Consider the following 23,999-nt stretch of genomic DNA (forward strand, 5'->3'; position numbering starts at 1 on the left):
ACAAGGATGATACACTTATTAAATAGAAAAAGCCTTGCAGCAATACTGCAAGGCTTTGATATGTAAACAAGGTTATACTATTTTTTATTCCCGCTGTCGGCTGCCTGTGTTTTAATGGTGCCGGCATTGGTTTCTTTGGAAGGTGATACAGCCGGCGCCTGTTGCTGTGGCTGAGACCCATATTGTTTTTCCAAACCATCCAATACCATCAGCATAATTTCATTCAGCTGAACCTCGGCGCCTTCAAATCCGGCTACCGATTGGTAATACCGTTTTTGCTGTTCAATGTCGGTACGTAATGCTTTTCTAACTTTATCAGCCAGTGCAATATTACCTGCTTTATAAGCAGCTTCCAGGTATACCAGGCCATTCTGGTTATGGCTGCTGTAACGGCTTACCATAGCATAAGGCAGGTTATTGGTGTTGATACCTTTCTCCGCTTTTTCCAACAGCTTATTGGCTTCTTCTTTTTTACCGGCATCGGCCATATTACCAGCAGCTTCGGCATAGGCGCTACGGATATTCAGCAGGTGGCGGCGGTTTTCTTCATCATAATAAACACCCTGTAATTCTGCACCACCAAAGCCGAATTTTTCCATCAGGTTCTTATACATGAATTCCTGGTTATTATCTCTCAGGGCTGTTCCGCCGGCGCCTGATTGACGTAATATTCTGTCGGCTAACCAGTTTTGCTGAGGTTGTTTGGGACCCAATGGTACCAGCCTGTAAGAAAGCCCGTCCTTACGTAAGTAAAAGGCGAGTCCTGCAGGGGCTTGCGGCGATGTAAAGTAAATAGGACGTTTCCACTGGTTGGCGGCAATAATGTTCAGTACCACCATATCATTACGGCCTATCGCACTTTGACCGGCAGGAATTTCAAATAATAACTGGGACAGTACATTGCTGTCATTGGCATTCACTGTACCGTTTTTACGTACAAGGTCAATATCCACCGGCAGGCTGAATTTACGTACCGGCATTACATCCGGGCCGGCATCACGGCCTTCTTCATTTTCCCTGCGTTTACCCAGGTTATTCTTCATTACATCATACAGGTCATAATGTGCGTTTTTATCGATCCTCGGATCTTCGCGGATGAATAAGTATTCACGGTTCTGGCCTTCTATCTGTTCAGGCGTCCAGATCACATCCAGTGAATCAGCTTCGTTTACACGGTAACGTAACTGGTTAATATACCAGTCAATACCCAGTAAGCTGGTGTTGATGATACGGATGTCTTTCCTTACATTCTCTACTTCCTGTGCATACCACAGCGGGTAAGTATCATTGTCACCATAAGTGAAGATAACCGCATTGGGAGCACAGCTTTCCAGGTAATCCTTGGCCAGGTCAGGGGCCAGCGTTTTATGACTACGGTCATGGTCGTCCCATTCCTGCTGGGCCATTAATACAGGTACCAACAGGCATAATAAACCGGCAGACAGGTTCAATACTGAACCATTATTGCCACCGGATGAAATAGCCCTGGTGAGGTAAACCACACCTAAGGTAACAATGGCAAACAAAGCGGTTGCACCAATGGCGGCTGTAAATATACCACCAGGACTGCCATAGGTAAAGCTCAGCGCCGTGATCACAAAAGTGGAGGCGCCACCCCATATCAGTACATTCTGTAGTGTAAGTTTATCCTGCTTCTCCCTGGCCAAACGAACAATAGCCACTACTGCTAAGCCTATCCAGATAGCAAAGGCATAGAAAGAGCCTACATAAGCATAGTCACGTTCCCTGGGCTGGTTACCGGGCTGGTTAAGATAAATAACCACCGCTAAACCGGTCAGGAAGAATAAGAGGAAGCTGACGATCCAGTCTTTCCTGGTTTTAAAGAACTGGTATATACAGCCGATCATACCCAGTATAAAAGGCAACAGGAATAGTTTATTGTGGGCCTTATTGTTTTTAATACTGTCCGGCAACATATTCTGGTCACCCAGCATGGCGTTATCAATAAAGGAGATACCGGTTATCCAGTTACCATCTCTCTTATTACCATAGCCCTGTATATCGTTTTGTTTACCGGAGAAATTCCACATGAAATAACGCCAGTACATAAAGCCATTCTGGTAAGTAACAAACCAGTTGATGTTTTGTCCATAGGTAGGCGCTTCGTAGGTTTCCCTGCCGGTTTGCGGATCGCGGCTGCGCCCTATATCCAGCCAGTCGGCATAAAACTGTGCGTGGTATTGTTCTGTACTGGCGTCCCAGATACGGGGGAATAATCTTTTATCTTCTGATTTATAACGTACTTCCTTGCTGCGCCCGATGATAATATAACGGTCTTTACCGGTTTTGCTATCCGTGCCTTTTGAGTAACGGGTTTCGCCATACTCGTAAGGATCGCCATCTTCACCGTAATCCACCTGTGCTGCAAAGTGTGGTCCGTATAATAGTGGGGCGCTGCCATATTGCTCACGGCTTAGGTAATAAACCAGGCTGATAGGATTGTCCACGTTATTCATGTCAATTACCGGGTTGGCATTGGAACGGATAATGGCCGTGAAATACATGAAGTAGCCTAACATGATAAAGGTGTAACACCACAATGACAGTTTTAATATTTTTAAACCGCCGGCTTTAAAGAAGTAACCTACCAATGCACCTACACCGGCAACCAGTAATACCTTAAAGAATTTCATACCGCCTACCGCTACAAAAGGGAAGAAAGACAGTGTAAGGAAAAGTATGAACCAGATGCTCAGTTTGGTGGGGTTAAGGTTTTTATGGTTGAAGCCTAAAGCCCAAACGATCAGTACAGCCAGTAAGAGGAAGTAAATGGCAAAGCCTGCGAAGAAAGGCATGCCCAGTTGGTTTACAAAAAATACATCAAATAAACCGGCCGCTTTCATGGAGTATTGTATAACACCTACCTGTACAATACCGGTAATGATACAGCCTATAACAAAAGCAATGGCTGAGCCTTTCAGGGTTGGCGTGTAACGGCGGTAATAATATACCATTACGATCGCGGGAATGGTCAACAGGTTCAGGATGTGCACACCTATTGATAAGCCCATCATGAAGAATAAGAAGATGATCCACCTGTCCGAACGGGCACGGGCGCCGGCATCCACACCGGCTTTTTCATCGGCATGATCCCATTTCAAAATAGCCCAGAATACCAGGGCAGTAAAGAAGGATGATAAAGCGTATACCTCACCCTCAACAGCGCTGAACCAGAAGGAATCACTAAAGGTATAAGCCAATGCACCTACTGCACCTGCAGCCATAATGGTGAAGGTATCACGACTATTCAGCTGGTCTTCGGTGCTGCCGAATAATTTACGGGCAAAGTGTGTAATGCTCCAGAATAAAAAGAGTATTGTAGCCGCACTGGCTATGGCACTCATAAAGTTTACCGCATTGGCAGCAGTCTGCGGGTTATCGCCAAATAAGATGATGAAAAAACGTCCCAGTAAGGTGAACATGGGCGCACCGGGAGGGTGGGGCAGGCCTAATGTATAAGCAGTAGCCACAAACTCACCACAGTCCCATAAACTGCCACGGGCTTCACGGGTAAACATGTACGTAAGCATGGCCACCAGGAAAACGGCCCATCCGGTAATATTATTCACTTTTCTAAAGTTCATCATATTTGGTCTTATTTGAGGAAAGCAAAAATAGGGATTATCGGTTCAAAATGTACTACTTATCAGGCTTGTAATAGGTAATAAAATACACAATTTAACCATAAAAATGAGGATAAAGCCCGTTTAACAGCTCATATTCACCTTATAAACTGTTATCAGGGGCTTCCGGGTACCTGCCAGGCTAAATAAATGGCAATAAAAAACCCGGCTTAAGCCGGGTTGTATTGTAAAGTTGAAATCTTTAAATCACATAATATCCATTGCTTTTACAAATGCAGTGGTAACGAAAGGAAGAATTAATGTTAACCACTCCCAGTGCGCAAAACAAGCAAACACAAATGCAGCGGTAGAAACGAAGAATAATAACCAATAAAGTCCTGTATATTTTTTTGTTTCTTGCATGTTTGTAAATTTTTAGCAAAAGTAAGGCAGCAGTCCCAAAAAGTAAAATCATATTTTACATTTTTATTACAAAATAATTACTTAACGGTGCAGCGGTTCTTTTGCCTTATGCCTCAAGCTTTGCTATAATAGCTATTGTACAAACCCGTTCAAACTCCCAGGTTATGCCTTCTAAACAACACCTGGCACCGGCTTGAATGATCACCACTTAAAGAATACATGATGCTTTTAAAAAAACTATTAAACACAGGATATATTATCCTGGCAGCGGGATTATTATCCTGCACTTCATCCACGCTCAGGGATATACCTGATAGTGTAACCGGCTTCAAGCCTGTTTACGCCGGCAGTAACCAGGAGCTGAAACAGGTATATGCCAGGGGTGAACAACCTACTGTTAAGGCCGGTAAAATATATGTGACCGGTAACCTGTTGTTCCAGGTAGAGCAGGATTCGGGCATACACGTTATTAACATAGCTGACAGGGCCAACCCCGTTAAACTGGGTTTTATACAATCGGCCATGTGTCGTGAAGTGGCAGTAAAGAACGGCTATGTTTATACCAATAACCTGGCCGACCTGGTAGTGGTGGACATATCCAACATTAATAATGTGCAGGTAAAAGCCCGGATGGAGAATGTCTTTCCCGATCTTATGCTGCAATCGCCACCCGCTTTTGCAAACGGGCAGCTTACTTATTTTGAATGCCCCGACCCCGCCAAAGGAATAATTATTGGCTGGCAACAAACAACCATTAACAAACCTAAATGCTGGAAGTAATGAAAAAAATTACACTTTATATTTTTTATACCTGCTTTTTACTCAGCGCCTTTAATTGCAGTAAAGAGTCTGCCTCCCATAAGGAAAGCGCAGCTGCCGGTGGGGCGGGAGGCTCTACGGCACGCTTTACCATCAGCGGCAATTATTTATATGTGGTAGATCATACGGGATTAAAAACCTTTGATATTACCAGCCCTTTGGCACCTGTGTATAAAGGGAAAAAAGAGCTGGGGTTGAATATTGAAACCATCTTCCCCTACGGCAATAAGTTGTTCATCGGTTCTTCCACCACCATGTATATTTATTCGGTGGCTACCCCCGATAACCCTGTTTTAATAGCAAGCGCACAATACCAGATACGTATGGCCTGTGACCCTGTTGTAGCCAACGAAACAGTAGCGTATGCTACCTTACGTGCCAGCGGGCCCTGTGGCGGTGGAGTAAGCCAACTGGTGGTATATAATATTCAAAACCCTTCTTCGCCGGTGTTAGCCAATACCATTGCATTAAACAATCCTTATGGCCTGGGTATGCAGGGCAATGCTTTGTATGTATGTGAAAGTGATGGTGGTTTGAAGGTGTTTGATATCAGCAGCCAGTATACCCCCTTGTTTAAAACCACTGTTACCGGCGAACGTTTTTTAGATGTAATACCCTATGGCGATGTATTAATTGCCCAGGTACAGGGCGGGATGGCTTTATATGATATTGCTACCAACCCTTTAGCGCCCGTGTTTATTGCTAAAATAAATAATTAGGAATTTTTCAAACAGCATTTTCAGAAAGGATTTATCAGCCCGTATGTTTAAAAGAATTTTAGCCTTGTATATTGGCGTCCTTATCAGCCAGGGTACCGTAATGGCACAGGATGTTAAGCATTTCCCCGCATTCACCTTACGCACCAACCCTTTGAGTTTACTGGAGAATGATGCAAATATTATGGTAGGCCTTGGTATACATTTTAGTCCAAGGTTTGCCATATCTGTTGAGCCCGGATGGGTTTTGTACACGTTGTACGATCCGGACAATGGTGTTCCTTCGGCTAAGGGTATTAAACTGCGTACCGATCTTCGTTATTTTTTGCGTGATTTTATTCCCATGGGTGATAATCGTTTTATTCCTTTTACCGCATTGGAGTTTCATTATAAAAATGTAACCAGTAAAAAAACGGATGATTTTGGTATTAACTGTGTAAATGGTGATTGTGAATATTACCAGCAGGGTAATTATAATATACATAAAACAGAGATAGGGGGGCTGGCTAAGTTTGGTGCCGTGTTTCCGTTAAGCAGGTCAGGGCGTTTTAACGGTGAATTTTTTATGGGCCTTGGCGCCCGTACCCAAAAGTTCAGGTACAAAAATACGCCGCTTGGCAGTACAGTGTTTTTTAACCCGGTAGACCCGGCTGCGGATTTCCCTTATATACCCCTGAGCGAAGGCGACAATCCTCCTACCTTACTGTTTGCTTCGGGTATTAAGTTTTTATACTTCCTGGGTAAAAAATAAAGACGAACCATACAAAAACAAAAACCTGCATCGCTCCAGCTGATGCAGGTTTTTTTATTGAATCAGTATTTTTTTACAGTTCTACAATTCTACGTTTTTTTATACTGTCCATGACCTGCAGGAGGTTGGTAACAGTTTTCCGCTGCTCGTCAATAACAGATAAAGTAATATCACTGTCAGGTATTCCTTTTTCTTTTGCTTTCTGTAATTCCTTCGACGCGATATTTAATTCGGTTAAAGCGTTGGTAAAGGATTTTTTAAGGCTGTCTATACGTAAATGAAGTACTTCGGCCTGTAATTTATCGCTGATTTTTTGTAATTCCGGCTGGTTATAGGTCGCTTTTAATTGTAAATCAGTTTCCAGTTTTTTCCAGTTCTCATCTTTTGTAAAAAGGTATTTAGCAAAACTTTCTTTTGCTTTTTCTTTCTCCTGGCTGGAGAAGGCATCAGCAAAATTTTTCTCCATTTCTTTCCATGAAATTTCTGCAATTACTTTTTTAGAAGCCGCTAGTGCTTTTTCTACTTCCTCCTGCTGGGCTTTATCCAATTCAGGTATAACAGTGGTGAAGTTGCTTACGGCATGTACCAGTGGGTTAAAACTACCGTTTATTTCCTGGTCATCACCTTCTCCCTCATCATTATTACCCTGAACATCAGGCTTAACGGAAGTAAGTATATCATTAATATCTGAAGCCGGGGTCAGATATTCTGTTTTGTTGCTGGCTAACTCCGGTTGCGCAGCATCAAATATGAATAAGTTGTTATCGGGTAAACCGGCATTAGTAAATAAAGGACTATTGTTGGCCTGGCGTACGGCAAAAGCAGGTTCCGCCGGTGTATTTACCTGTTGTAACAAACTGTTGATGCCGGCAAAAAATGCAATAACAAGCAGCGGTGTAACAATAGCACGCAGGCTCAATTTATTACGTTTGCCAATGCCCATGATCCACTCAACACGCTGCAATAACTCATTTTTGTTGCCGGTAGCTGCCATAGTAAAAGGCAGTGGCTGCAAAGCCAGCTGCTGTAAGGTTACCAATGCGCTGGCATAAGCATGGGCATCATATTCAAACTGTAAAACCAGTTGGTCTGCTGCTTTTTCCCGCTCTGTTTCATGTTCCCGTACAAAATAACCGGTAAAAGGGTTGCAGTACAATATGGTTTGTATAAACCGGCATAATAAATTCACCAGGTAATCAAAACGGCGGATATGTGCCAGTTCATGTAAGATGATCGACTCGATCTGCTGTGTTGTTAACTGGTTCACCGCCGCAACAGGTAATAATATGATGGGTTTTAAAAATCCAACGGTAAGCGGCGATTGTATAATAGAAGATAAACGAAGCGTTACTTTTTTAGTAATACCAATATGAGCGGCAATTTTGCTGGTGAACAAACGCCAGTCATAGGCCGGTTTCTCCAACCCGGTTGTACGGATAACAGTTACATACTTGTAATTACGGTAAAACTGCCACAGGGGTACAAATAATAACAGTAAATAGCCAATGGATGCATAGGGTAGCAAGGTATTGATCCAGGTGCTGAAATTACTGTTGCCCGGGAATATTACCTGGTACAAAAAACTATTGTCATGACTGTACACGAGGTTGCCTGCAAGGCTGCATACAAACCATACAAATCCTGTTATAAGTGAGGTAGCAGCCAAAGCACTTTTATGGGCTGCCTGCATATTTTTATACAGGTTAGTAATGAGTTGGTAAACCAGCCATATAATGGCCATTTGCCAGAAGCTGTCTAAAACAGCCCAGCCTAATCCCTGCAATAGATTTGATTGAAAAACTGGCATACGTTATTAGTGACGTTTAAGGCCGTTTAAAATGGATTGAATTTTCTCCAACTCCTCGGGGCTTGCTTTATGCTCGCCCAATGCCTGAATCACTAATTGTGTGGCCGAGCCACCAAATAACCCGCTGATCATTTTATCCAGTAAATGCTTTTGGGTCAGTTCCTTGTTCACTGCTGCCTGGTACACGTGGGTACGCATAGAATCGTCGCGTTTTACCAGCTTTTTTTCATGCATGATCTGCATTAACTTAAGGGTAGTGGTATAACCAATATCTTTGGAAGAAGTAAGCACTTCATGTACTTCCCGTACCGTAGCCAAACCTTTATTCCACAATACCTGAAGTATTTCTAATTCGCTTTCCGTGGGTTTTATTGTTTTTGATGCCGGCATTCCTTTTTACATTTTCAACGAATATACGACCAATTTCGTAAATAAATGCATTTTTAAGGTTTTTTAACGTTCAGGGTTATTTCTTGGCCGGAAACTTAATAGTTGATAGTTAATGGTTATTAGTTAACCGGTAAAAGGCCATGAATTACTTTTTGCTCATTGCCTGTTATGTATTGCTAATTGCCTATTGTCCATTGTCAACTGTCCATTGCTATGCTTAGCCAAATTTTACCGAGGTCATATTCAGCGAACCGGCTACCAGCTTGTCATTGAAAAAAACGGGGTCTTCATTTTTTTCCTGTAATCCTAAAATGTACATCAGCGGATAATAGTGGTCAGGAGTAGGGATGGCCAGTTTGGCCGATTTGCTCAGCTGTTCATAATTGATCAATGCCTGGTGATCACCATCGCTGATCTTATTTTTAAACAGTTCATGCATTTCAATGGCCCAGTCGTACCCGTAATTATCGGTGTCCATATTTTTCCAGTCAATCATGCGTAGGTTATGTACCATATTGCCACTGCCGATAATCAAGACGCCTTTTTTACGTAGTGCTGCCAGTTCTTTGGCCAGCTCATAGTGGTAGGATGCAGGTTTGCTATAATCGATGCTTAACTGGATAACAGGGATATTGGCCTGCGGGTACATATGCCTTACCACTGTCCAGGCGCCGTGATCAAGGCCCCAGTCGTGGTCGAGACCCACATTAGTGGATTGTATCAGGCTTTTTGTTTCTCTTGCCAGCTTACTATCGCCGGGTGCAGGGTATTGCACGTCAAATAATTCCTGCGGAAAGCCACCAAAATCGTGTATGGTCTTTGGGTGATCCATGGCTGTTACATGCGTACCATTGGTTAACCAGTGCGCAGATATTACCAGCACGGCCTTAGGTGTTTCCAGGCTGGTGCCAAGGTTTTGCCACTGCCGGCTAAACCCGTTGTTCTCTATACCGTTCATGGGTGAGCCGTGGCCAATAAATAAGACCGGCATTTTTTCATCACTGGGTGAAAGATCGCCGGTAAACCGGTTAAACGCTCCTAAACTGCTCATAACTATTCCTCCTGCTATTGTGGTAATAAATTGTTTTCTACGCATGTTACAACTTTGTGTGAGTGATGGGGTAACACTTTCAAGACCTATCTGTGATACGTATTAATAGAGTGTTTCTATCATAGGCACAATAGTATCCTTTGTTGCCTCTTTTATATTGCAGTGCGGTAATGCAGCCGCTACATCCTGTACAGGGATATCCTGTTCACCGTCCTGTAATATAATAACCGGCTTACGGGTTACCACATTTTTTACATGCGTGGCTATTTCCAGTACATGCTCCCTGGTTTCGTTCAGTACCAGGATATCGGCCTGCCAGGAAGCATCATAAGAACATTGCATGCTATCGATATTTACACGGGGAAATTTTTCCTGTAAACCGCTGTTCCATGCTTGTAAAGCTTCTGTATCGGCCGAAAGTAACAATAATGAAAAACCTTTAGCCGCCAATTGTTCACTTAACAGTTTACCTGCTGTATTGGTAGCGCCGGTGATAGCTATTGTACTTTTCATGCCTGTAAATTTTATAACACAAAATTACGTTATACAGCCACGGCTTACCATTGATTGCGGGCAACAAATAGCGTTGATGTAGGTCAAGGGTATTTAGGATTTTTGATTTAAGATTCAGGATTTAAGATTGTTTATTCACGCGCTATTCGCTGTTCGCTAATGAGAGAGGAGTGATAAATTATGAATTATGAATGGGGTATCCTGCTAACCCCTTGAACTTTTTGAACCTTGAACTTTTGGAACTACTTAGTGCTGGCCATTTGTTTACGGATACGGCTGAGGGTTTCAGGAGCAATACCCAGAAAAGAGGCGATCATGTGCTGGGGTACCCGTTGAAACAGGGCGGGCCGCTGTTCCATGAGTTTTTTATAATTCTGTTCGGCGGTCAGGGTCATTTTACCGCTGATACGGCGTTGCATGGAGATAAGGCTGTTTTGCGTGAGTATACGGAAATAACGTTCCATTTTAGGCACAGCCAGCATCATATTTTCGTAATCTGCTTTATTGATGAGCAGCAATTCTGTTTCTTCCAGTGCTTCAATGGAGTAATCGGAAGGTTCTTCGGTTAAAAAGCTGTAAAGATCAGATATCCACCAGTCCTCCGTAGCAAACTGCATGATATGTTCATGGCCTTTCTCATCAATGGTAAAGGAACGTAATACGCCTTTTTCCACGAAAGCCGTGTAATGACTGACATCTCCTTCCTGTAACAGGTATTGTTTTTTACGCAGCTTTTTTGGAGTGAAAAAGGTTTTCAGCAGCTCCGCTTCCTCATCGTTAACGGCTACTTTCTTTTTTATATTGCTGATAATAACTTCAAACATAAGGGAAGTTACAGGTTGTGGGTTGTAAGTATAAGTTTTGTATGAATGTAAACCTTTCTTTTTACTTTAAGTAACGTTTCAGGTCCCGCTCCACATCTTTTTGTTTCAGGGTTTCACGTTTATCATACAGTTTTTTACCCTTGCCCAGGCCAATTTCTATTTTGGCAAAGTCCTTATCGTTAAAGGAAATCCGGATAGGGACTAAGGTGTAACCCTTTTCTTTTAGTTTGGACTGTATTTTCCTGATCTCCCTTTTTTGTAATAAAAGCTTGCGGTCACGCACCGGGTCGTGATTGTTTACTGTGCCGTGTGAGTATTGTGCTATGTGCAGGCTTTTGATCCAGATCTCATTATCGTAAATAACACAGTAACTGTCGTTAAAACTGGCCCTGCCGGCACGCAGTGATTTTACTTCGGTACCCAACAATACAAGCCCTGCCTGATATTTTGTATCAATAAAATATTCGTGGTAAACAGACTTGTTAACGATATCGGGCATTGTTTTAATTAAGAATTAATATTTAATAATGAATAGTTATTGCTGCTTATAATTTGTTGTCCCAAGCAGTGTTGCGGCTGTTTGCTCAATAGCATTACCAAACGTACAAGTGAGTGACACAACAGACGGTGATAGTAGCACTGCTGCCGGTAACAAAATAATACTGGCTAAAGTTTAGTTTTTAAACAATTTCAGTAAAGTGGCTAACCTGCTTTTTAAACTTTTACGGTTAATAATGAAATCAAGGAAACCGTGTTCCAGTAAAAATTCGCTGCGCTGGAAGCCTTCGGGCAGATCCTTACGGATGGTTTCTTTAATTACACGGGGACCGGCAAAGCCGATAAGAGCGCCGGGTTCGGCAATGTTCAGATCGCCCAGCATACCAAAGGAAGCGGATATACCACCAAAGGTAGGGTCGGTGAGCATGGAAATATAGGGCAGGCCTGCATCGCTTAACTGCGATAGTTTGCCGCTGGTTTTGGCCAGCTGCATCAGCGAAAAGGCACTTTCCATCATACGGGCGCCGCCACTTTTGCTGATGACCATATAAGGCATATTGTGCTGGATACAATGATCGACCGCACGGGAGAATTTTTCACCCATTACACTACCCAGTGAGCCGCCGATAAACTCAAAGTCCATACAGGCAATTACCAGGTCGTAACCATTTACTTTACCTATCGCTACCCGCATAGAATCCTTCAGATCGCTTTTGCTCCAGGTTTCTTCTAACCTTTTCTGGTAGGGCTTCAGATCGGTAAAGCCTAAAAAGTCTTTACTGCGTATATTATCAAACAGCTCGGTAAATTCGCTGTTGTCAAAAATAATATCAAAGTATTCATCGCTGCCTACACGGTGGTGGTGGTCGCATTTGGGACAAACAAAGTAGTTATCCCTTAATTCGGTTACCGTACAGATATAGTTACAGGAAGGGCACTTGGTCCACAATCCTTCAGGAACTTCTTTTTTTTCGGATGTTTTAGTGTCAATATTCTTTTTGATACGTTTGAACCAACTTGACTTGGTTTCCTCACTGGTTCCTTCTTCACCGGTCAAATTAACATCAAAGTCTTCAATTTTTTGCGACATATTGGAGTGGGTTAAAATACAAATATAGGGCTTTGGCCGAAAACACCATTTTTAGCCTCCATTTCCTTTTAATTGTGTAAACGGTTGTTAGTCAGCTGTTATACTCTGTTGTTCGGGCCATTTTATTTTTTGCGCCAGCCAGTTTTGTGATGCGGGTATCAGCCATTCGTTCTCCAGTTGCTCTTTGGTGAGCACCATATTATTGAAATACAGGGTTTCGGGTGTAATAAATTGCTGGTTTACTGCGTACTGTACCTGGCTCAGCGGTAATAACTGGATCTTATCCTTTACCACAAAAGCTATATTGGTGCGGTCAAAAAAGCTGACCTGGTAGATGTTTTCCAGTTGTTTTACAAACCTTACCGAGCTATCGGTGCTGCAGCCACTCACGCCGGCCTGTGTTTCATCGGCCATTAGTATTAAAAACTGGCCAAAGAACAGGTAACCGGCTGCTTTTACATCGGCACCATGACTTTGCCATTGGTTCGTAAATACATTGATCTGCTCCTCAATATTCAATGCCTCTGATAAGGTAAACATGCGGCTGCTCTGGTATACCCAAACCCTTGATTGCGGGTGAAAATCTGCCGCCAGTAACTCTTTATATTCAAGATTCATGCTACAAAATTACGAGAATAAGAGGAATTAGGAGTGATGAGTTATTTTCTGTTACCGGTTGGCAGATATTGATTGCCAGTTAAGAACTACGTAAACACTTATGGCGATTAATCCTATACAATGCACTAAATGTACGATATTGTGTAACTATGTTTTTTTTGTTAGCAAATGTTTAAAATGATGTTTTAAGGCTCAAGATATATGCTGATTTATACTATTTTTAAACTGCACTGACAATACCAAACTAATAAGGCTTCCGGCTATTATTTTTATGAGATTTAAGATAAGCGCATTACTATTTGTATATTTTTTCATTGTAAAAATAGCCTGCTCACAATCTATTTTTATTAATTCACCAGATGAACTTTTCTCTCTTAATGAGGAAGCTGTATGTACTTCCGAGTTGTTTTCGCATTGCCGTCCTGCAGGAGTCGATATTTTCAGCACCGCAATTTTTAAGGATACAATTTATGTCTTATTCTCCAATAGCGGTTTATACAGCTTCGTAGTAGGCAGGCCATGGGAGTGTAAATTTTTGACTAATCTTCCAGGGTCTGGCAGGTTTCCCAGTGCCAGGGCTACCATTAACTCTTTAACTACAGATAAGAATGGAATTATTTATGGAGCCGATGGTGCTACTAATCAGATAATCAGGTATAATCCTTACACCGATCAACTTACCGTATTAGGAAGTATTTTACCAAGACCGGGAGGCGATTTGATCTTTTATAAGGATAAGCTGTTATTAGCTACATTAGGTGACGGAATTTATGAAATTAACCTTGTTGATCCTTTATTAAGTACACAATACATGCAAACCGGCGGATATACATTTTATGGTTTAATTTCTGTACCATTCGATTGCAAAAAAAATAAATATTACGGATTAAGTGACACTTCTTCATATGGTACAAGGTTTATAGAGCTTGATTTGGAGAATAAAGTGGTTATCGGTGAATATTGTACGCTTCCGTTAAATGTATATGACGCCGCCAGCAGTGTAGATAACGGTAATACGATTGGAGTTACGGTTAATGAAATAGCGCTAAAATCCACCTGTACAAATGATAATCTTGCGAATGTTACTATAAAAGCTACATCAGCTTCGAATAGTGATTTAACCTATTGGCTGAATGGTGTTAGCTCAAATAAGACCGGTATTTTTAATGCGTTACCGGCCGGTCTTCATTCAGTAAGTATTGTTAATGAAAAGAACTGTCGTTTGGATACTACTTTCACTGTTTTTCCTACTACAAGTTTAACAAAACTGGATATTGTTGATCCGTTGGATTGTGGTACTGATGACGGATCAATAGCTATAACTGTGGAATCGAATTATACCCCTGTAATTTATAGACTGAATAATGGTAGTTTTCAGGCTAACTCGCGTTTTGATAACCTTACTGCCGGTGAGCATAAGATAATAATAAGGGATGGAACCGGTTGTGAAAAAGATACAATGATTTTTTTGAGTTATCAGAAAAGACCTGAATTTGTTCCTCAATTTAATCTGCAACCTACTTTGTGTGACAGTAAAACGGGTGGCATATCTTTAAAATTTCCAGAAGATATCGTGTTGGCAGATATAAAGGTTTCTTTAAATAGGGGGCTACCACAACAAAGTATCAGTTTTTCAAACCTTGACGAAGGAAGGCACCTGGTGTCCATTTTTTATAAAGATAATTGCCGGTTTGACACTTTAGTGACTTTACAAAAGTTGCTTAATAAAAGTCCGGAAATAATGTTTGCTGTTACTGATCAACAATGTTTTCTTGCTAGCGGAAAGGTGGACGTATCTCTTACCGGAAATTTTGGGCCATATGTGATAAGCTTTAACAATGAGAGTTTTGTCACTAATCCTTCTTTTAGCAACCTTAACCCAGGTATTTATACGGTTAGAATTCGTGACAAAAATTTGTGTTATACTGATACTTTAGTTGAAATAAAACCATATCATGCTGAGAAGATTGAGGTCGCAATCAATAAAACTGATCCTTTATGTACATATCCTAATTCAGGGCAAATAGCAACAAGTATAACCGGATACCAGTCGCCTTACAAGTTTAAACTGGGGAACACAGTGTATAATAATAATGAAGTAGTACGAAATTTAAAAAACGGTAAATATACCATCAGTATATTAAATAATGATAACTGTGTCATTGATTCAGTTATTGTTGAATTGAAGTTACTGGAAGCTCCGGAATGCGATTATGTTTTTATACCTAATGCTTTTACTCCCAATAATGATAATATTAATGATGTATTATCATTATCAATAGGTACGGGCGTAAGTGAGTTTGAGTTTTCGGTATATAACAGGTGGGGCGAAGAGCTGTTTTTTACCAATAACAGAGATCGAAAATGGGATGGTAAGTATAAGGGAGCTTTTCAGTCTTCCGGGGTATATATTTGGACATTACGATATAAGACTTATAATAATCCTCAGAATAAACATTTAAAAGGTACGTTAAATCTTATCAGATAATTATTGTTAGGATGGACAAAAACTGCTAATGTGGTCAAAGCCAGACATTCGGGAAAGAATACATCAGGCTATTCGGTAAGCTTCAAACAGCTTAACACATTCCACCGCTTCCTTTACATCGTGCACCCTTAAAATATTTGCCCCGTTATTCAGTGCCAGCATATTTAATGCAGTAGTTCCGTTAAGGGCCTGATCGGCTGTTATACCCAGTGTTTTATATACGGTTGATTTTCGGGAAAGACCGGCCAGCAGGGCACTGTCCAGCATGGTAAAAGAATGCAGCTGTTTTAATAACTGCAGGTTGTGTTGTATGGTTTTACCAAAGCCAAAGCCGGGGTCAATGATAATATCTTTAATGCCTGCATCCTGTAAGACGGCTTTTTTAGTGATTAAAAATTGTAATACTTCCTGTACCACATGCCCGTATTGCGGTTGTTGCTGCATGGTTGCCGGGGTGCCCTGCATGTGCATGAGGATATACGGCACATTTAGTGCGGCCACAACCGGCAGCAGGTCGGCATCGATAGAGCCGGCACTGATATCATTAACAATATCCGCTCCCAAACGAACCGCTTCCCTGGCGACAGCGCTGTAATAAGTATCAATAGAAATAAAACTGCCGGGGAAGTGCTTGCGGATAGCTTCAATGGCAGGGCCGGTGCGTTCCAGTTCTTCCGGGGCGCTTACCTGCTGGCTTCCGGGCCGGGTACTTTGCCCGCCAATATCGAGGATGGTAGCGCCGTCATGTATCATCTTGCCGGCTGTATCCACTATTTCCTGTAGGGCATGGTGCCTGCTGCCTTCAAAAAAGGAGTCGGGGGTGGTATTAATGATCCCCATGACAACAGGCTTTTCCAGTACTAAAAGACGGCCTTTACAATTAAGCGTTATCATCCGCAATTTGTTTGTTATTTTTGAAGCGAAGATAGTTTATTCGTATGCAGTATATAGTATGTAGTATGTAGTATTCAGATAATAGTATGTAGATAATTATAGCTGTAGAATATAGATAGTAGCATTCAGGTATCTGGATTGTGTACGTTGAGCAAAATGCGGAATTATTAATAATAAACAGAAATGTCGAAAACAAATAGCCAGTACGATAGCGTTATACAAAGGTGTAAGGAGTTATTTTTAAAAAAGAACCATGATTATGGCACGGCCTGGCGTATTTTACGTACCATATCCGTAGTGGACCAGATCTATATAAAAGCACAGCGTATCCGGACTATCCAGGAGAAAAAGAGCCAGTTGATAGGCGACGATATTCCAGGAGAATTTATAGGCATTATAAATTATTCCATCATCGGTAATATACAGTTAACACTACCAACCGATGCTCCTGAAGAGATGGATCCTGCCGTGGTGAAGGAACAGTATGAACATTTCAGTGCCATTGCCAAAAGGTTAATGGAAGACAAGAATCATGATTACGGGGAAGCCTGGCGAAGCATGAGCCAGGAGAGCTTTGTGGACCTGATATTGATGAAATTGCAGCGCATACGCCAGATACTGGCCAATGACGGCAAAACCATCATTAGCGAAGGTATTGACGCCAACTATAACGACATTATCAATTACGCCGTATTTGCCCTGATATTACAAAGCGAGCAGGCGGCTTAATAATTTATTCATTAATACTGATAACTCATTATGAAGGTTTTATTACAATTTGTTCGAATTTTAGTTGGAGTACTATTTATATTTTCCGGCCTGGTGAAAGCCAATGACCCGCTGGGATTAAGTTATAAAATGCAGGAGTTTTTCGAGATCTGGGGCTGGCATGGCCTCAACGACTGGACCCTGCTGTCATCGGTATTGATGAACGCTTTTGAGATCATTGCAGGCTTTGCCTTATTAGTGGGCTGGCGTATCAGAATGTTCAGCTGGTTATTATTGCTGCTGATCATTTTCTTTACCTACCTGACCGGCTATACCTATTTCACCGGTAAGCCCAAAAACTGCGGTTGTTTTGGTGATTGTTTACCCATCACTTCGCAAACTTCGTTTTTAAAGGATGTGGTATTACTTATATTACTCGCTTATATATTCTATTACCGCAATAAGATAACGCCATTGTTCCGGAGCGGACTGAATACAAGCCTGATGTTATTGGTTACCATTTTAAGTTTTGGCATGCAATGGTACGCTTTGCGTTACGGACCGTTTGTAGACTGCCTGCCTTACAGGAAAGGAAATAACATTGCCGAAAAAATGAAGATGCCGGCTAACGCCATCCAGGACAGTATGGATATTTATTTTGTGTATGAAAAACAAGGGAAGAAAGTAGAGTTCACGGCTGATAAATTCCCCGCTGATTTTAATGACAGTTTGTATACCTATGTGGACAGGGTAGATAAAGTGGTAAAAGAAGGTTCTAATAATGTGCCGCCTATTACCGGCTTTGCCTTAACAACCGCCGATGGTGTGGATAGCACCGGTTACGTTTTACAGGATAAATATGCCGTGTTATTGTTTGCCGAAGCCCGCACTGCTGCAGCAAAAGACTGGGCTGCCGACTTTAAGAAAGTGTACGAACTGGCCCGTCAAAAAAATATCCCCGTTTATATTGCTACTTCCAGTTATACCGAGTTAAAGCAACAGTTAACCGAGCAGGGTTTACAAAATATTCCTTTGTTTAATTTTGATAATACCGCTTTCCGTACAGCTGCCCGTACCAACCCGGCCTTGTACGTACTGAATGAAGGGACTATTGTAAACAAATGGAGCGGTAAACGTATGGAACAGGCCGTAAGTGTTTTAGAACCTTTGGCTGCTTTACCTGTACCTGTTGTGGTACCGATAGTGCCTGATACGTTGAATACAAGTACCGATAGTTTGCCTCCTGTACAACCTTAATTTTAATTATACCGCTGCTTGTTTAATTATACCATAAAAAAACTACTGTATAGCCTGCTTGTACTGGGCGGGGTAGTGGTATTGGTTTTTTTCCTGTTCCAGGGCTTTGGCGATCCCTCCCGGATGATTATGGGCCAGAGCGGGGATGCCAAGACACAGGAATCGATCCGGAAAGAGTTGTACCTGGATAAACCCAAATGGCAGCAGTTTTTTTTATATGTGAATGATATTTCACCCATTGCCATACATCATAAAGAGGAGATAGAGCAAAAACAGTTAAAGGGCTTTTTTATCGGCGGTGATACCAAGCTGGCGTTTAAAGTACCTTATCTCCGTAAATCCTACCAGAGCAAAAGAGATGTGTGGAGCATATTGATGCAGGCATTGCCCGGCACTATTATGCTGGCCCTGGCCGCCATGCTGCTGGCTGTATTGGTGGGTATACCCCTGGGAGTATTGGCGGCTGTAAAGCAAAACACCTGGTGGGATACAACGGCCATTTTCTCCAGTATCATCGGTATTTCGGCGCCTTCATTTTTCATGGGCATTATCATTGCCTATTTATTTGGGTTTGTACTGAGTGACTGGACGGGGCTGCACATATCAGGTAACTGGTTTAACGTGGATGCAGTGACCGGTGAGAAAACATTATCGCTTCAGAACTTATTATTACCAGCCATTACTCTTGGCATCAGGCCGCTGGCTATTATTACCCAGCTTACCCGTAGTGCGATGCTGGATGTATTGGACCAGGATTATATACGTACTGCTTATGCCAAGGGCTTAAGCAAACAACAGGTGATATGGAAACATGGTTTGCGTAATGCATTAAACCCGGTGATAACGGCTGTAACCGGCTGGTTTGCCGAACTGCTGGCCGGCGCTTTTTTTGTGGAATATATTTTTGGCTGGCAGGGTATAGGTAAGGTAACGGTAGATGCATTAGAGAAGCTGGACTACCCGGTGGTAATGGGATCGGTGCTGATCTCAGCCGCTTTTTTTGTACTGATCAATATTCTTGCAGATATTTTATACGGGGTGGTGGATCCGCGTATCCGTATGAAGTAAAATTCTAATAAAATGTGTCTGTATGAAAATGATTCAACCTTTTTTAAAACAATTAAGTTTAGTATCAATTAGAAGTATATAAAGAGTTTTTTAATGTGTTTATCAGAGATTAATTGTTCTAATTTTAAGAGAGCTAATCTTTTTTTAACACTAAAAACTCTGTTATGAGGAAATGTTTTAAAGTGAGTCTTGTTATTTTGATTTTACTCCTCTTTTTTGTTTCCTGTAAAAAGCAACACGAACTAAAAGAGTTCTCCAATCCCTCGTTTAAATATGATGAACCTTCAAGTCTTAAGAGGGAGTTTGGTCTTGCCTTGTTAGCGGGGTTAACCGAAAGTAAATTATTAAGAACTATTATTAAGGAGGAAGCCATTAAAATGTTTAATGGCGATTACGATGTTCTCTTTTATACTATCGCTGATTTAAAGATAGAGAATAATAAAAGTGTGTATGATTTTTTATCAGGCAAATTTAATTCCGAGAAAAGGTTGACGCAGATTTTAGAAGCTTTTCCCACGCTGACTATTTTTGTACCAAGTTTGCCAGAAAACACATTTTCTGCTCAACGTTGGAATATTACCACTGAAATACCTGCAGTTGCTATCCGCACAAACAACTCAAACGAAATTCCACTTATTGATAATACTGGTAAAGAAGTTGTGTTAAAAACCGATAAAGTACCAGCGTTCCCCGTTGTTGTTATTAAAGAGAATGAGCGACTTATTTCAAATAAATACAACGATTTGTTTGATAGATACAAGACTAGGATTGTTTACAATAAAAGAAGTGTTAAAATACGTTTTTGGGACGATGCATTTGATTGTATAAAAAATGATGGGGCAGCGTTAAGAAAAGCTTATACCATGGACAGTAAAATAGTAGATGCGTATAATATTTACAATACGGCTGATGGCTGGCAGCGAGATTATATTTACTATGATATTCAACCGGCATCAACTTCAGGAAGCTTTAAGTATGACTTTCAGGAACATATAACAGATTTTAAAATGCTCGGAGATGGCAAGGCCGCTTTGAATTTAATTGCTGATCAAACTGGTGATCCTAAATCCCAAGCTGGCACGGGAGGGTATACATTAATACCCTGGACCGATGGATTTTTTGAGTTTAAAATAAAATTATCTGTTAGCTCATCAAATCCAGTTACATCTGAGGTTGTAAAAGGAGTTAGTGTGCATCCCAGCTTACTTTTTGATGTACCTTATTTGTTTATTGCAGAGCCATGGAGGGGAGGTCCTATGTGGTTACGTGATGAACGTAAACCAATTCTACTTCGCACAACAAATATCTCTATACCTTTAATTAACTGGGATTTGAGTATGTACTCAAGTACAATGAAAATTAGTTTTGAAGAAGTGGATTTGACTACCACAACTATAAATACTACCAGCAGAACTGATAAATTTGCAATTAATTTTGAAATATCTTCAGGATCTTTATTGAAAGCTGGGTTAAAGTTTGGATTAGGGGGTGAATCTTCTAAGATTAGAACAATTCAAACGTCATTTACTCAGGGAAATGATGTTTTAGGTGATGCCCTTATTAATTTTGGTGACAAAGTTATTATATCTACAGGAACAGATCTATCTGGAAATTATTTTAATACCAGAAGTTACTCTACCGGATGGTGTGAGTTTTCTGTTGAACCCAAAAGAGTGCAATAATAGTTATAGACAATAAAAAAGATGCTTAATTAAGCATCTTTTTTATTGTCTATTTCAAACAAAGAATTTAGAACCTGTAACCGATAGAAACACCAAAAGTTGTGTTTTTATAATTCGCTTTACTGGATACACCTTCTACTTCAGTACGAATATCTACTAAACCTAAACCGGCATTTAACTGGGCCGAAAGTTTATTAGAAAATTCATAACCAACCAGCACATTTGCACCGGCGTCAAAAGGTTTTGAATAAATACCGCCATTTGTCGCTGCTTCTAAAACGGTTATTTCTTTTTTAAATTTGATGCTTTTACTATTATCTCCATCACTTACTTTTCCGGTAACACCATAAGCTACATAGGGTCCAACACCTAGTAATAATTTGCCGGTGCCTAATTCAGGTTTATACAAAAAGTTAATGGGGAGCTCGATATAACCCAATGTTGTTTTGCCATCACCTTCTTTAGCTTTGGCGCCTTTTGTTGTAAATAACAGACCTGGTTGTACAAAGAACTCATCAGCAACCGGGATTTCTACGTTTACACCGGCGTTAAAACCAGGTATAAGTTTGTTCTCCAATTTATCATCTGATGCGTCTTTACCGTTGATATTAGAGAAGTTTACACCACCCCTGATACCAAATGATACCTGTGCCTGTACGCTTGTGGCTACCATGGTAACTAAAGCCAATAAGAAACTGATTTTGATTGTTTTCATAAATTTCTGTTTAAGATTAAAATTCAAACTACCATAGAGGTGTTGATCTTTAAAAAGGTTGTAAGCTATTTATATTTCAATGCTTATTTAACAATTTATTACTGCCCTTGTTTAGCTTGTTTTTCTGCGTCGGCTTTCATTTTTTCGTTCGCAGTAATTAAAAATTCCACACGACGGTTCTGGGCACGGCCGGCTTCTGTGTCGTTAGTATATTTTGGTTTGGTTAAACCGTAACCAATAGTACTTAAACGCTCCAAAGCAATGCCATGTGCACTCAGGTAGTTAGATACAGTAGAGGCTCTTTTTTCCGATAAGCCCTGGTTGTATTTTTCTGTACCCTTGTTATCGGTATGGCCCTGGATCTCCAGGTCAGTATCAGGGTATTTTTTCAGGATAATGATCAGGTCGTCCAGTGTTTTTTGTGCTGCAGCAGAAATATTTGACTGGTCAAAGCCAAATAAAACCGCACTGCTGAACTCTACTACAATACCTTCCTCTACACGTTCAACTTTTGCACCTGGCACTTCGTTTTTGATCTCTTCGGCCTGTTTGTCCATTTGTTTACCGATCACGGCGCCCGCAACGCCACCCACGGTAGCACCAATAATAGCACCCAGTGCCGTATTACCGGTTGCACGGCCAATAATACCACCTACTACTGCACCACCACCGGTTCCAATGGCAGCGCCTTTTTGTGTTTTGTTCATGGAATCGCAGCTGGTAACGGTTATTACACTTAATAAACCCAGACTAAGAACACATTTTTTAAATGTTGTCAACATAAAATAAAAATTTGGTTAAGTAAGAAGGTTTGAAGGGGGCTTGGTGTTTTCAGAAAGCATCTTTTTAGCTGTTATTGAACAGTAAAGAAAAACGCATATTGAAAAAGTTTTGCAAAGTTAAGCGTTTAATATTTATTTTTTGTAAGTTAAACAAGAAAAGACTGTTTTGTACAGCCTTTTCTTGTTTACTATAAGGTTATAGTATATTTATTCTGAAGCTGTTGCAGGTGCAGTTTCTACTGTTTCCTGCGTGGTAGCTTTAGCCCCGGTATATAACCATGTTTTGGCAACCGGTGCTTTTTTTACCTTAGCTTTTGTTGTTTTTGATTTTTTTGCAGTTACTTCAGCTTCTTCCGTTGTAGCAGCGGCTTCATCAGTTGTGTTGAACACCTGTAAAGGCTCCGCTTCATTAAACTTAGTACCTAATTGTATCTGCATAATATTATTATCCCTGTCATAATATAAAGTACCTTCTGGTAACAGGTTTGCTTTAGGCGCTGTGGTTTTTTGTTTTTTCGCTTTAGGTGCTTCTTCTACTACAGCTTCTTCCGCTACCATATCTTTTACCGGCTCCTGTGCAGGGATTTTATACACTGCAGGCGATTGTTTTAAAAAGGCTTTGATCTTTCCCTGTGGTAAACCCTCGATCCACACGATACCTTTATTATCTGCATCCTGTGTAACGGTTACATGAGCGGCATTACCGTCTTTATCTTTTAATTCATACACACCAATAGCCGGGAAAATAGCTTCGTTGGTGATTGCTGCCGGCATGGGCAATAACTCGGCTGATTTAGGTCTGTAATTCTGAGGAACTTCTACTGTTTTTGTTTGGGTGGTGGTTGGATTTTCTTCTTTTACGGGTGGCGTTTCCTGGGCAAAAGCAACGGCGTTCATTAATAAAGCTACAGCGGTTGCATAGATCACATTTCTTTTCATATACTTCAATTTTGTTTCAGATTTTGTGTTTTCATTCATACCCTTTAAAATATTATGCCAAAAACTGTGTTTGGATAAAAAAAGTGAAGACTCCCGTTTAAAATGGCCCTAAAATAGTTATGCACGTTTGTGATTAAAACCGTGTAAAGCTTCCGGCTTCCCACAAGCCCCTCCGGAATGTATTTGCCCGGCATTGCATTTTTTTAACATTTCGGGACCGGTAGTTGGGGCACTTCGCGGGGAGTAAGAAAAAATGGTAAAGAATAGGGGGGAAGGCGGGAGGTTTGAAGACTGAAAAAATGGGGTGCAAGAAATGCCTGCCTGGGCCGGGGCAAAACGGGTCTGGTGACGGTAAAAGGGTAGCGGACGGAAGCCGGTGCAG

General features: G+C 41.1%; 22 protein-coding genes. 8 read left to right on the forward strand and 14 right to left on the reverse strand.

Annotated features, from left to right (window positions below; genetic code table 11):
* Positions 1-77: 77 nt before the first annotated feature.
* Positions 78-3,608: a glycosyltransferase family 117 protein gene (locus ACFS6H_RS14560; RefSeq protein ID WP_386100279.1), complete on the reverse strand. Its 3,531-nt coding sequence runs from the start codon at positions 3,606-3,608 to the stop codon at positions 78-80.
* Positions 3,609-3,851: 243 nt separating this feature from the next.
* Complete coding sequence (locus tag ACFS6H_RS14565; RefSeq protein WP_386100281.1) at positions 3,852-4,007, reverse strand: hypothetical protein; 156 nt, start codon at positions 4,005-4,007, stop codon at positions 3,852-3,854.
* Between the two features lie 219 nt (positions 4,008-4,226).
* Between ACFS6H_RS14565 and ACFS6H_RS14570 the strand changes: the two genes are divergently transcribed.
* The 3 genes from ACFS6H_RS14570 to ACFS6H_RS14580 are packed head-to-tail and all read left to right on the forward strand — an operon-like array spanning position 4,227 to position 6,293.
* The gene (locus ACFS6H_RS14570) at positions 4,227-4,787 is read left to right on the forward strand and encodes a hypothetical protein (protein ID WP_386100284.1); all 561 of its coding nucleotides are present in this window, start codon (positions 4,227-4,229) and stop codon (positions 4,785-4,787) included.
* Positions 4,787-5,545: an LVIVD repeat-containing protein gene (locus tag ACFS6H_RS14575; protein WP_386100287.1), complete on the forward strand. Its 759-nt coding sequence runs from the start codon at positions 4,787-4,789 to the stop codon at positions 5,543-5,545. The genes ACFS6H_RS14570 and ACFS6H_RS14575 overlap by 1 nt, the downstream gene beginning before the upstream one ends.
* A 43-nt stretch (positions 5,546-5,588) precedes the next feature.
* Entirely contained in the window at positions 5,589-6,293 is a 705-nt protein-coding gene (locus tag ACFS6H_RS14580) for a hypothetical protein (RefSeq protein WP_386100290.1), read from the forward strand.
* A gap of 73 nt (positions 6,294-6,366) precedes the next feature.
* Here the strand turns inward: ACFS6H_RS14580 and ACFS6H_RS14585 are convergent, their stop codons facing one another.
* The 8 genes from ACFS6H_RS14585 to ACFS6H_RS14620 all read right to left on the reverse strand — a co-directional run bounded on the left by ACFS6H_RS14585 (position 6,367) and on the right by ACFS6H_RS14620 (position 13,084).
* Positions 6,367-8,100, reverse strand: a complete 1,734-nt coding sequence (locus ACFS6H_RS14585; RefSeq protein ID WP_386100293.1) for a M56 family metallopeptidase — start codon at positions 8,098-8,100, stop codon at positions 6,367-6,369.
* A 6-nt stretch (positions 8,101-8,106) separates the two neighbouring features.
* Complete coding sequence (locus ACFS6H_RS14590) at positions 8,107-8,490, reverse strand: BlaI/MecI/CopY family transcriptional regulator (RefSeq protein ID WP_386100296.1); 384 nt, start codon at positions 8,488-8,490, stop codon at positions 8,107-8,109.
* Between the two features lie 217 nt (positions 8,491-8,707).
* Positions 8,708-9,586: a 4,5-DOPA-extradiol-dioxygenase gene (gene ygiD, locus ACFS6H_RS14595; RefSeq protein ID WP_386100299.1), complete on the reverse strand. Its 879-nt coding sequence runs from the start codon at positions 9,584-9,586 to the stop codon at positions 8,708-8,710.
* 57 nt (positions 9,587-9,643) lie between these two features.
* Positions 9,644-10,054, reverse strand: coding sequence for a hypothetical protein (locus ACFS6H_RS14600; protein WP_386100302.1), 411 nt, complete (start codon positions 10,052-10,054; stop codon positions 9,644-9,646).
* Between the two features lie 242 nt (positions 10,055-10,296).
* Entirely contained in the window at positions 10,297-10,878 is a 582-nt protein-coding gene (locus ACFS6H_RS14605) for a Crp/Fnr family transcriptional regulator (protein ID WP_386100305.1), read from the reverse strand.
* Between the two features lie 61 nt (positions 10,879-10,939).
* Complete coding sequence (gene smpB / locus ACFS6H_RS14610; RefSeq protein WP_386100309.1) at positions 10,940-11,377, reverse strand: SsrA-binding protein SmpB; 438 nt, start codon at positions 11,375-11,377, stop codon at positions 10,940-10,942.
* A 174-nt stretch (positions 11,378-11,551) separates the two neighbouring features.
* A complete protein-coding gene (gene accD, locus ACFS6H_RS14615; protein ID WP_386100312.1) occupies positions 11,552-12,466 on the reverse strand; it encodes an acetyl-CoA carboxylase, carboxyltransferase subunit beta in 915 nt (304 codons plus the stop codon).
* A gap of 87 nt (positions 12,467-12,553) precedes the next feature.
* Positions 12,554-13,084, reverse strand: coding sequence for a hypothetical protein (locus ACFS6H_RS14620; RefSeq protein ID WP_386100315.1), 531 nt, complete (start codon positions 13,082-13,084; stop codon positions 12,554-12,556).
* Positions 13,085-13,355: 271 nt separating this feature from the next.
* On the opposite strand from ACFS6H_RS14620, the gene ACFS6H_RS14625 reads away from it, so the two are divergent.
* Entirely contained in the window at positions 13,356-15,572 is a 2,217-nt protein-coding gene (locus ACFS6H_RS14625) for a gliding motility-associated C-terminal domain-containing protein (RefSeq protein WP_386100318.1), read from the forward strand.
* Between the two features lie 63 nt (positions 15,573-15,635).
* Here the strand turns inward: ACFS6H_RS14625 and folP are convergent, their stop codons facing one another.
* Positions 15,636-16,466 carry a dihydropteroate synthase gene (gene folP, locus ACFS6H_RS14630; protein WP_386100321.1) on the reverse strand — a complete coding sequence of 277 codons (831 nt, stop codon included), beginning with the start codon at positions 16,464-16,466 and terminating at the stop codon, positions 15,636-15,638.
* A gap of 183 nt (positions 16,467-16,649) precedes the next feature.
* Here folP and ACFS6H_RS14635 point away from each other — a divergent pair, with 183 nt between their 5' ends.
* The 4 genes from ACFS6H_RS14635 to ACFS6H_RS14650 all read left to right on the forward strand — a co-directional run bounded on the left by ACFS6H_RS14635 (position 16,650) and on the right by ACFS6H_RS14650 (position 21,181).
* Entirely contained in the window at positions 16,650-17,195 is a 546-nt protein-coding gene (locus ACFS6H_RS14635; protein WP_386100324.1) for a DUF1599 domain-containing protein, read from the forward strand.
* A gap of 30 nt (positions 17,196-17,225) precedes the next feature.
* Positions 17,226-18,431, forward strand: a complete 1,206-nt coding sequence (locus tag ACFS6H_RS14640; protein ID WP_386100327.1) for a BT_3928 family protein — start codon at positions 17,226-17,228, stop codon at positions 18,429-18,431.
* 18 nt (positions 18,432-18,449) lie between these two features.
* Positions 18,450-19,499 carry an ABC transporter permease gene (locus tag ACFS6H_RS14645; protein WP_386100330.1) on the forward strand — a complete coding sequence of 350 codons (1,050 nt, stop codon included), beginning with the start codon at positions 18,450-18,452 and terminating at the stop codon, positions 19,497-19,499.
* Between the two features lie 164 nt (positions 19,500-19,663).
* Positions 19,664-21,181 (forward strand): hypothetical protein, encoded by a 1,518-nt coding sequence (locus ACFS6H_RS14650; RefSeq protein ID WP_386100333.1) that lies wholly within the window; start codon positions 19,664-19,666, stop codon positions 21,179-21,181.
* Positions 21,182-21,248: 67 nt separating this feature from the next.
* On the opposite strand, the gene ACFS6H_RS14655 is transcribed toward ACFS6H_RS14650, so the two are convergent.
* The 3 genes from ACFS6H_RS14655 to ACFS6H_RS14665 all read right to left on the reverse strand — a co-directional run bounded on the left by ACFS6H_RS14655 (position 21,249) and on the right by ACFS6H_RS14665 (position 23,617).
* Complete coding sequence (locus ACFS6H_RS14655; protein WP_386100336.1) at positions 21,249-21,896, reverse strand: porin family protein; 648 nt, start codon at positions 21,894-21,896, stop codon at positions 21,249-21,251.
* 98 nt (positions 21,897-21,994) lie between these two features.
* Positions 21,995-22,678 carry an OmpA family protein gene (locus tag ACFS6H_RS14660; RefSeq protein ID WP_386100339.1) on the reverse strand — a complete coding sequence of 228 codons (684 nt, stop codon included), beginning with the start codon at positions 22,676-22,678 and terminating at the stop codon, positions 21,995-21,997.
* Between the two features lie 207 nt (positions 22,679-22,885).
* On the reverse strand, positions 22,886-23,617 hold the full coding sequence (locus tag ACFS6H_RS14665) for a hypothetical protein (RefSeq protein ID WP_386100342.1): 732 nt from the start codon (positions 23,615-23,617) through the stop codon (positions 22,886-22,888).
* Positions 23,618-23,999: the final 382 nt, after the last annotated feature.

It is taken from the genome of Terrimonas rubra (assembly GCF_042686025.1).
GTDB classification, from domain to species: Bacteria; Bacteroidota; Bacteroidia; order Chitinophagales; family Chitinophagaceae; genus Terrimonas; species Terrimonas rubra.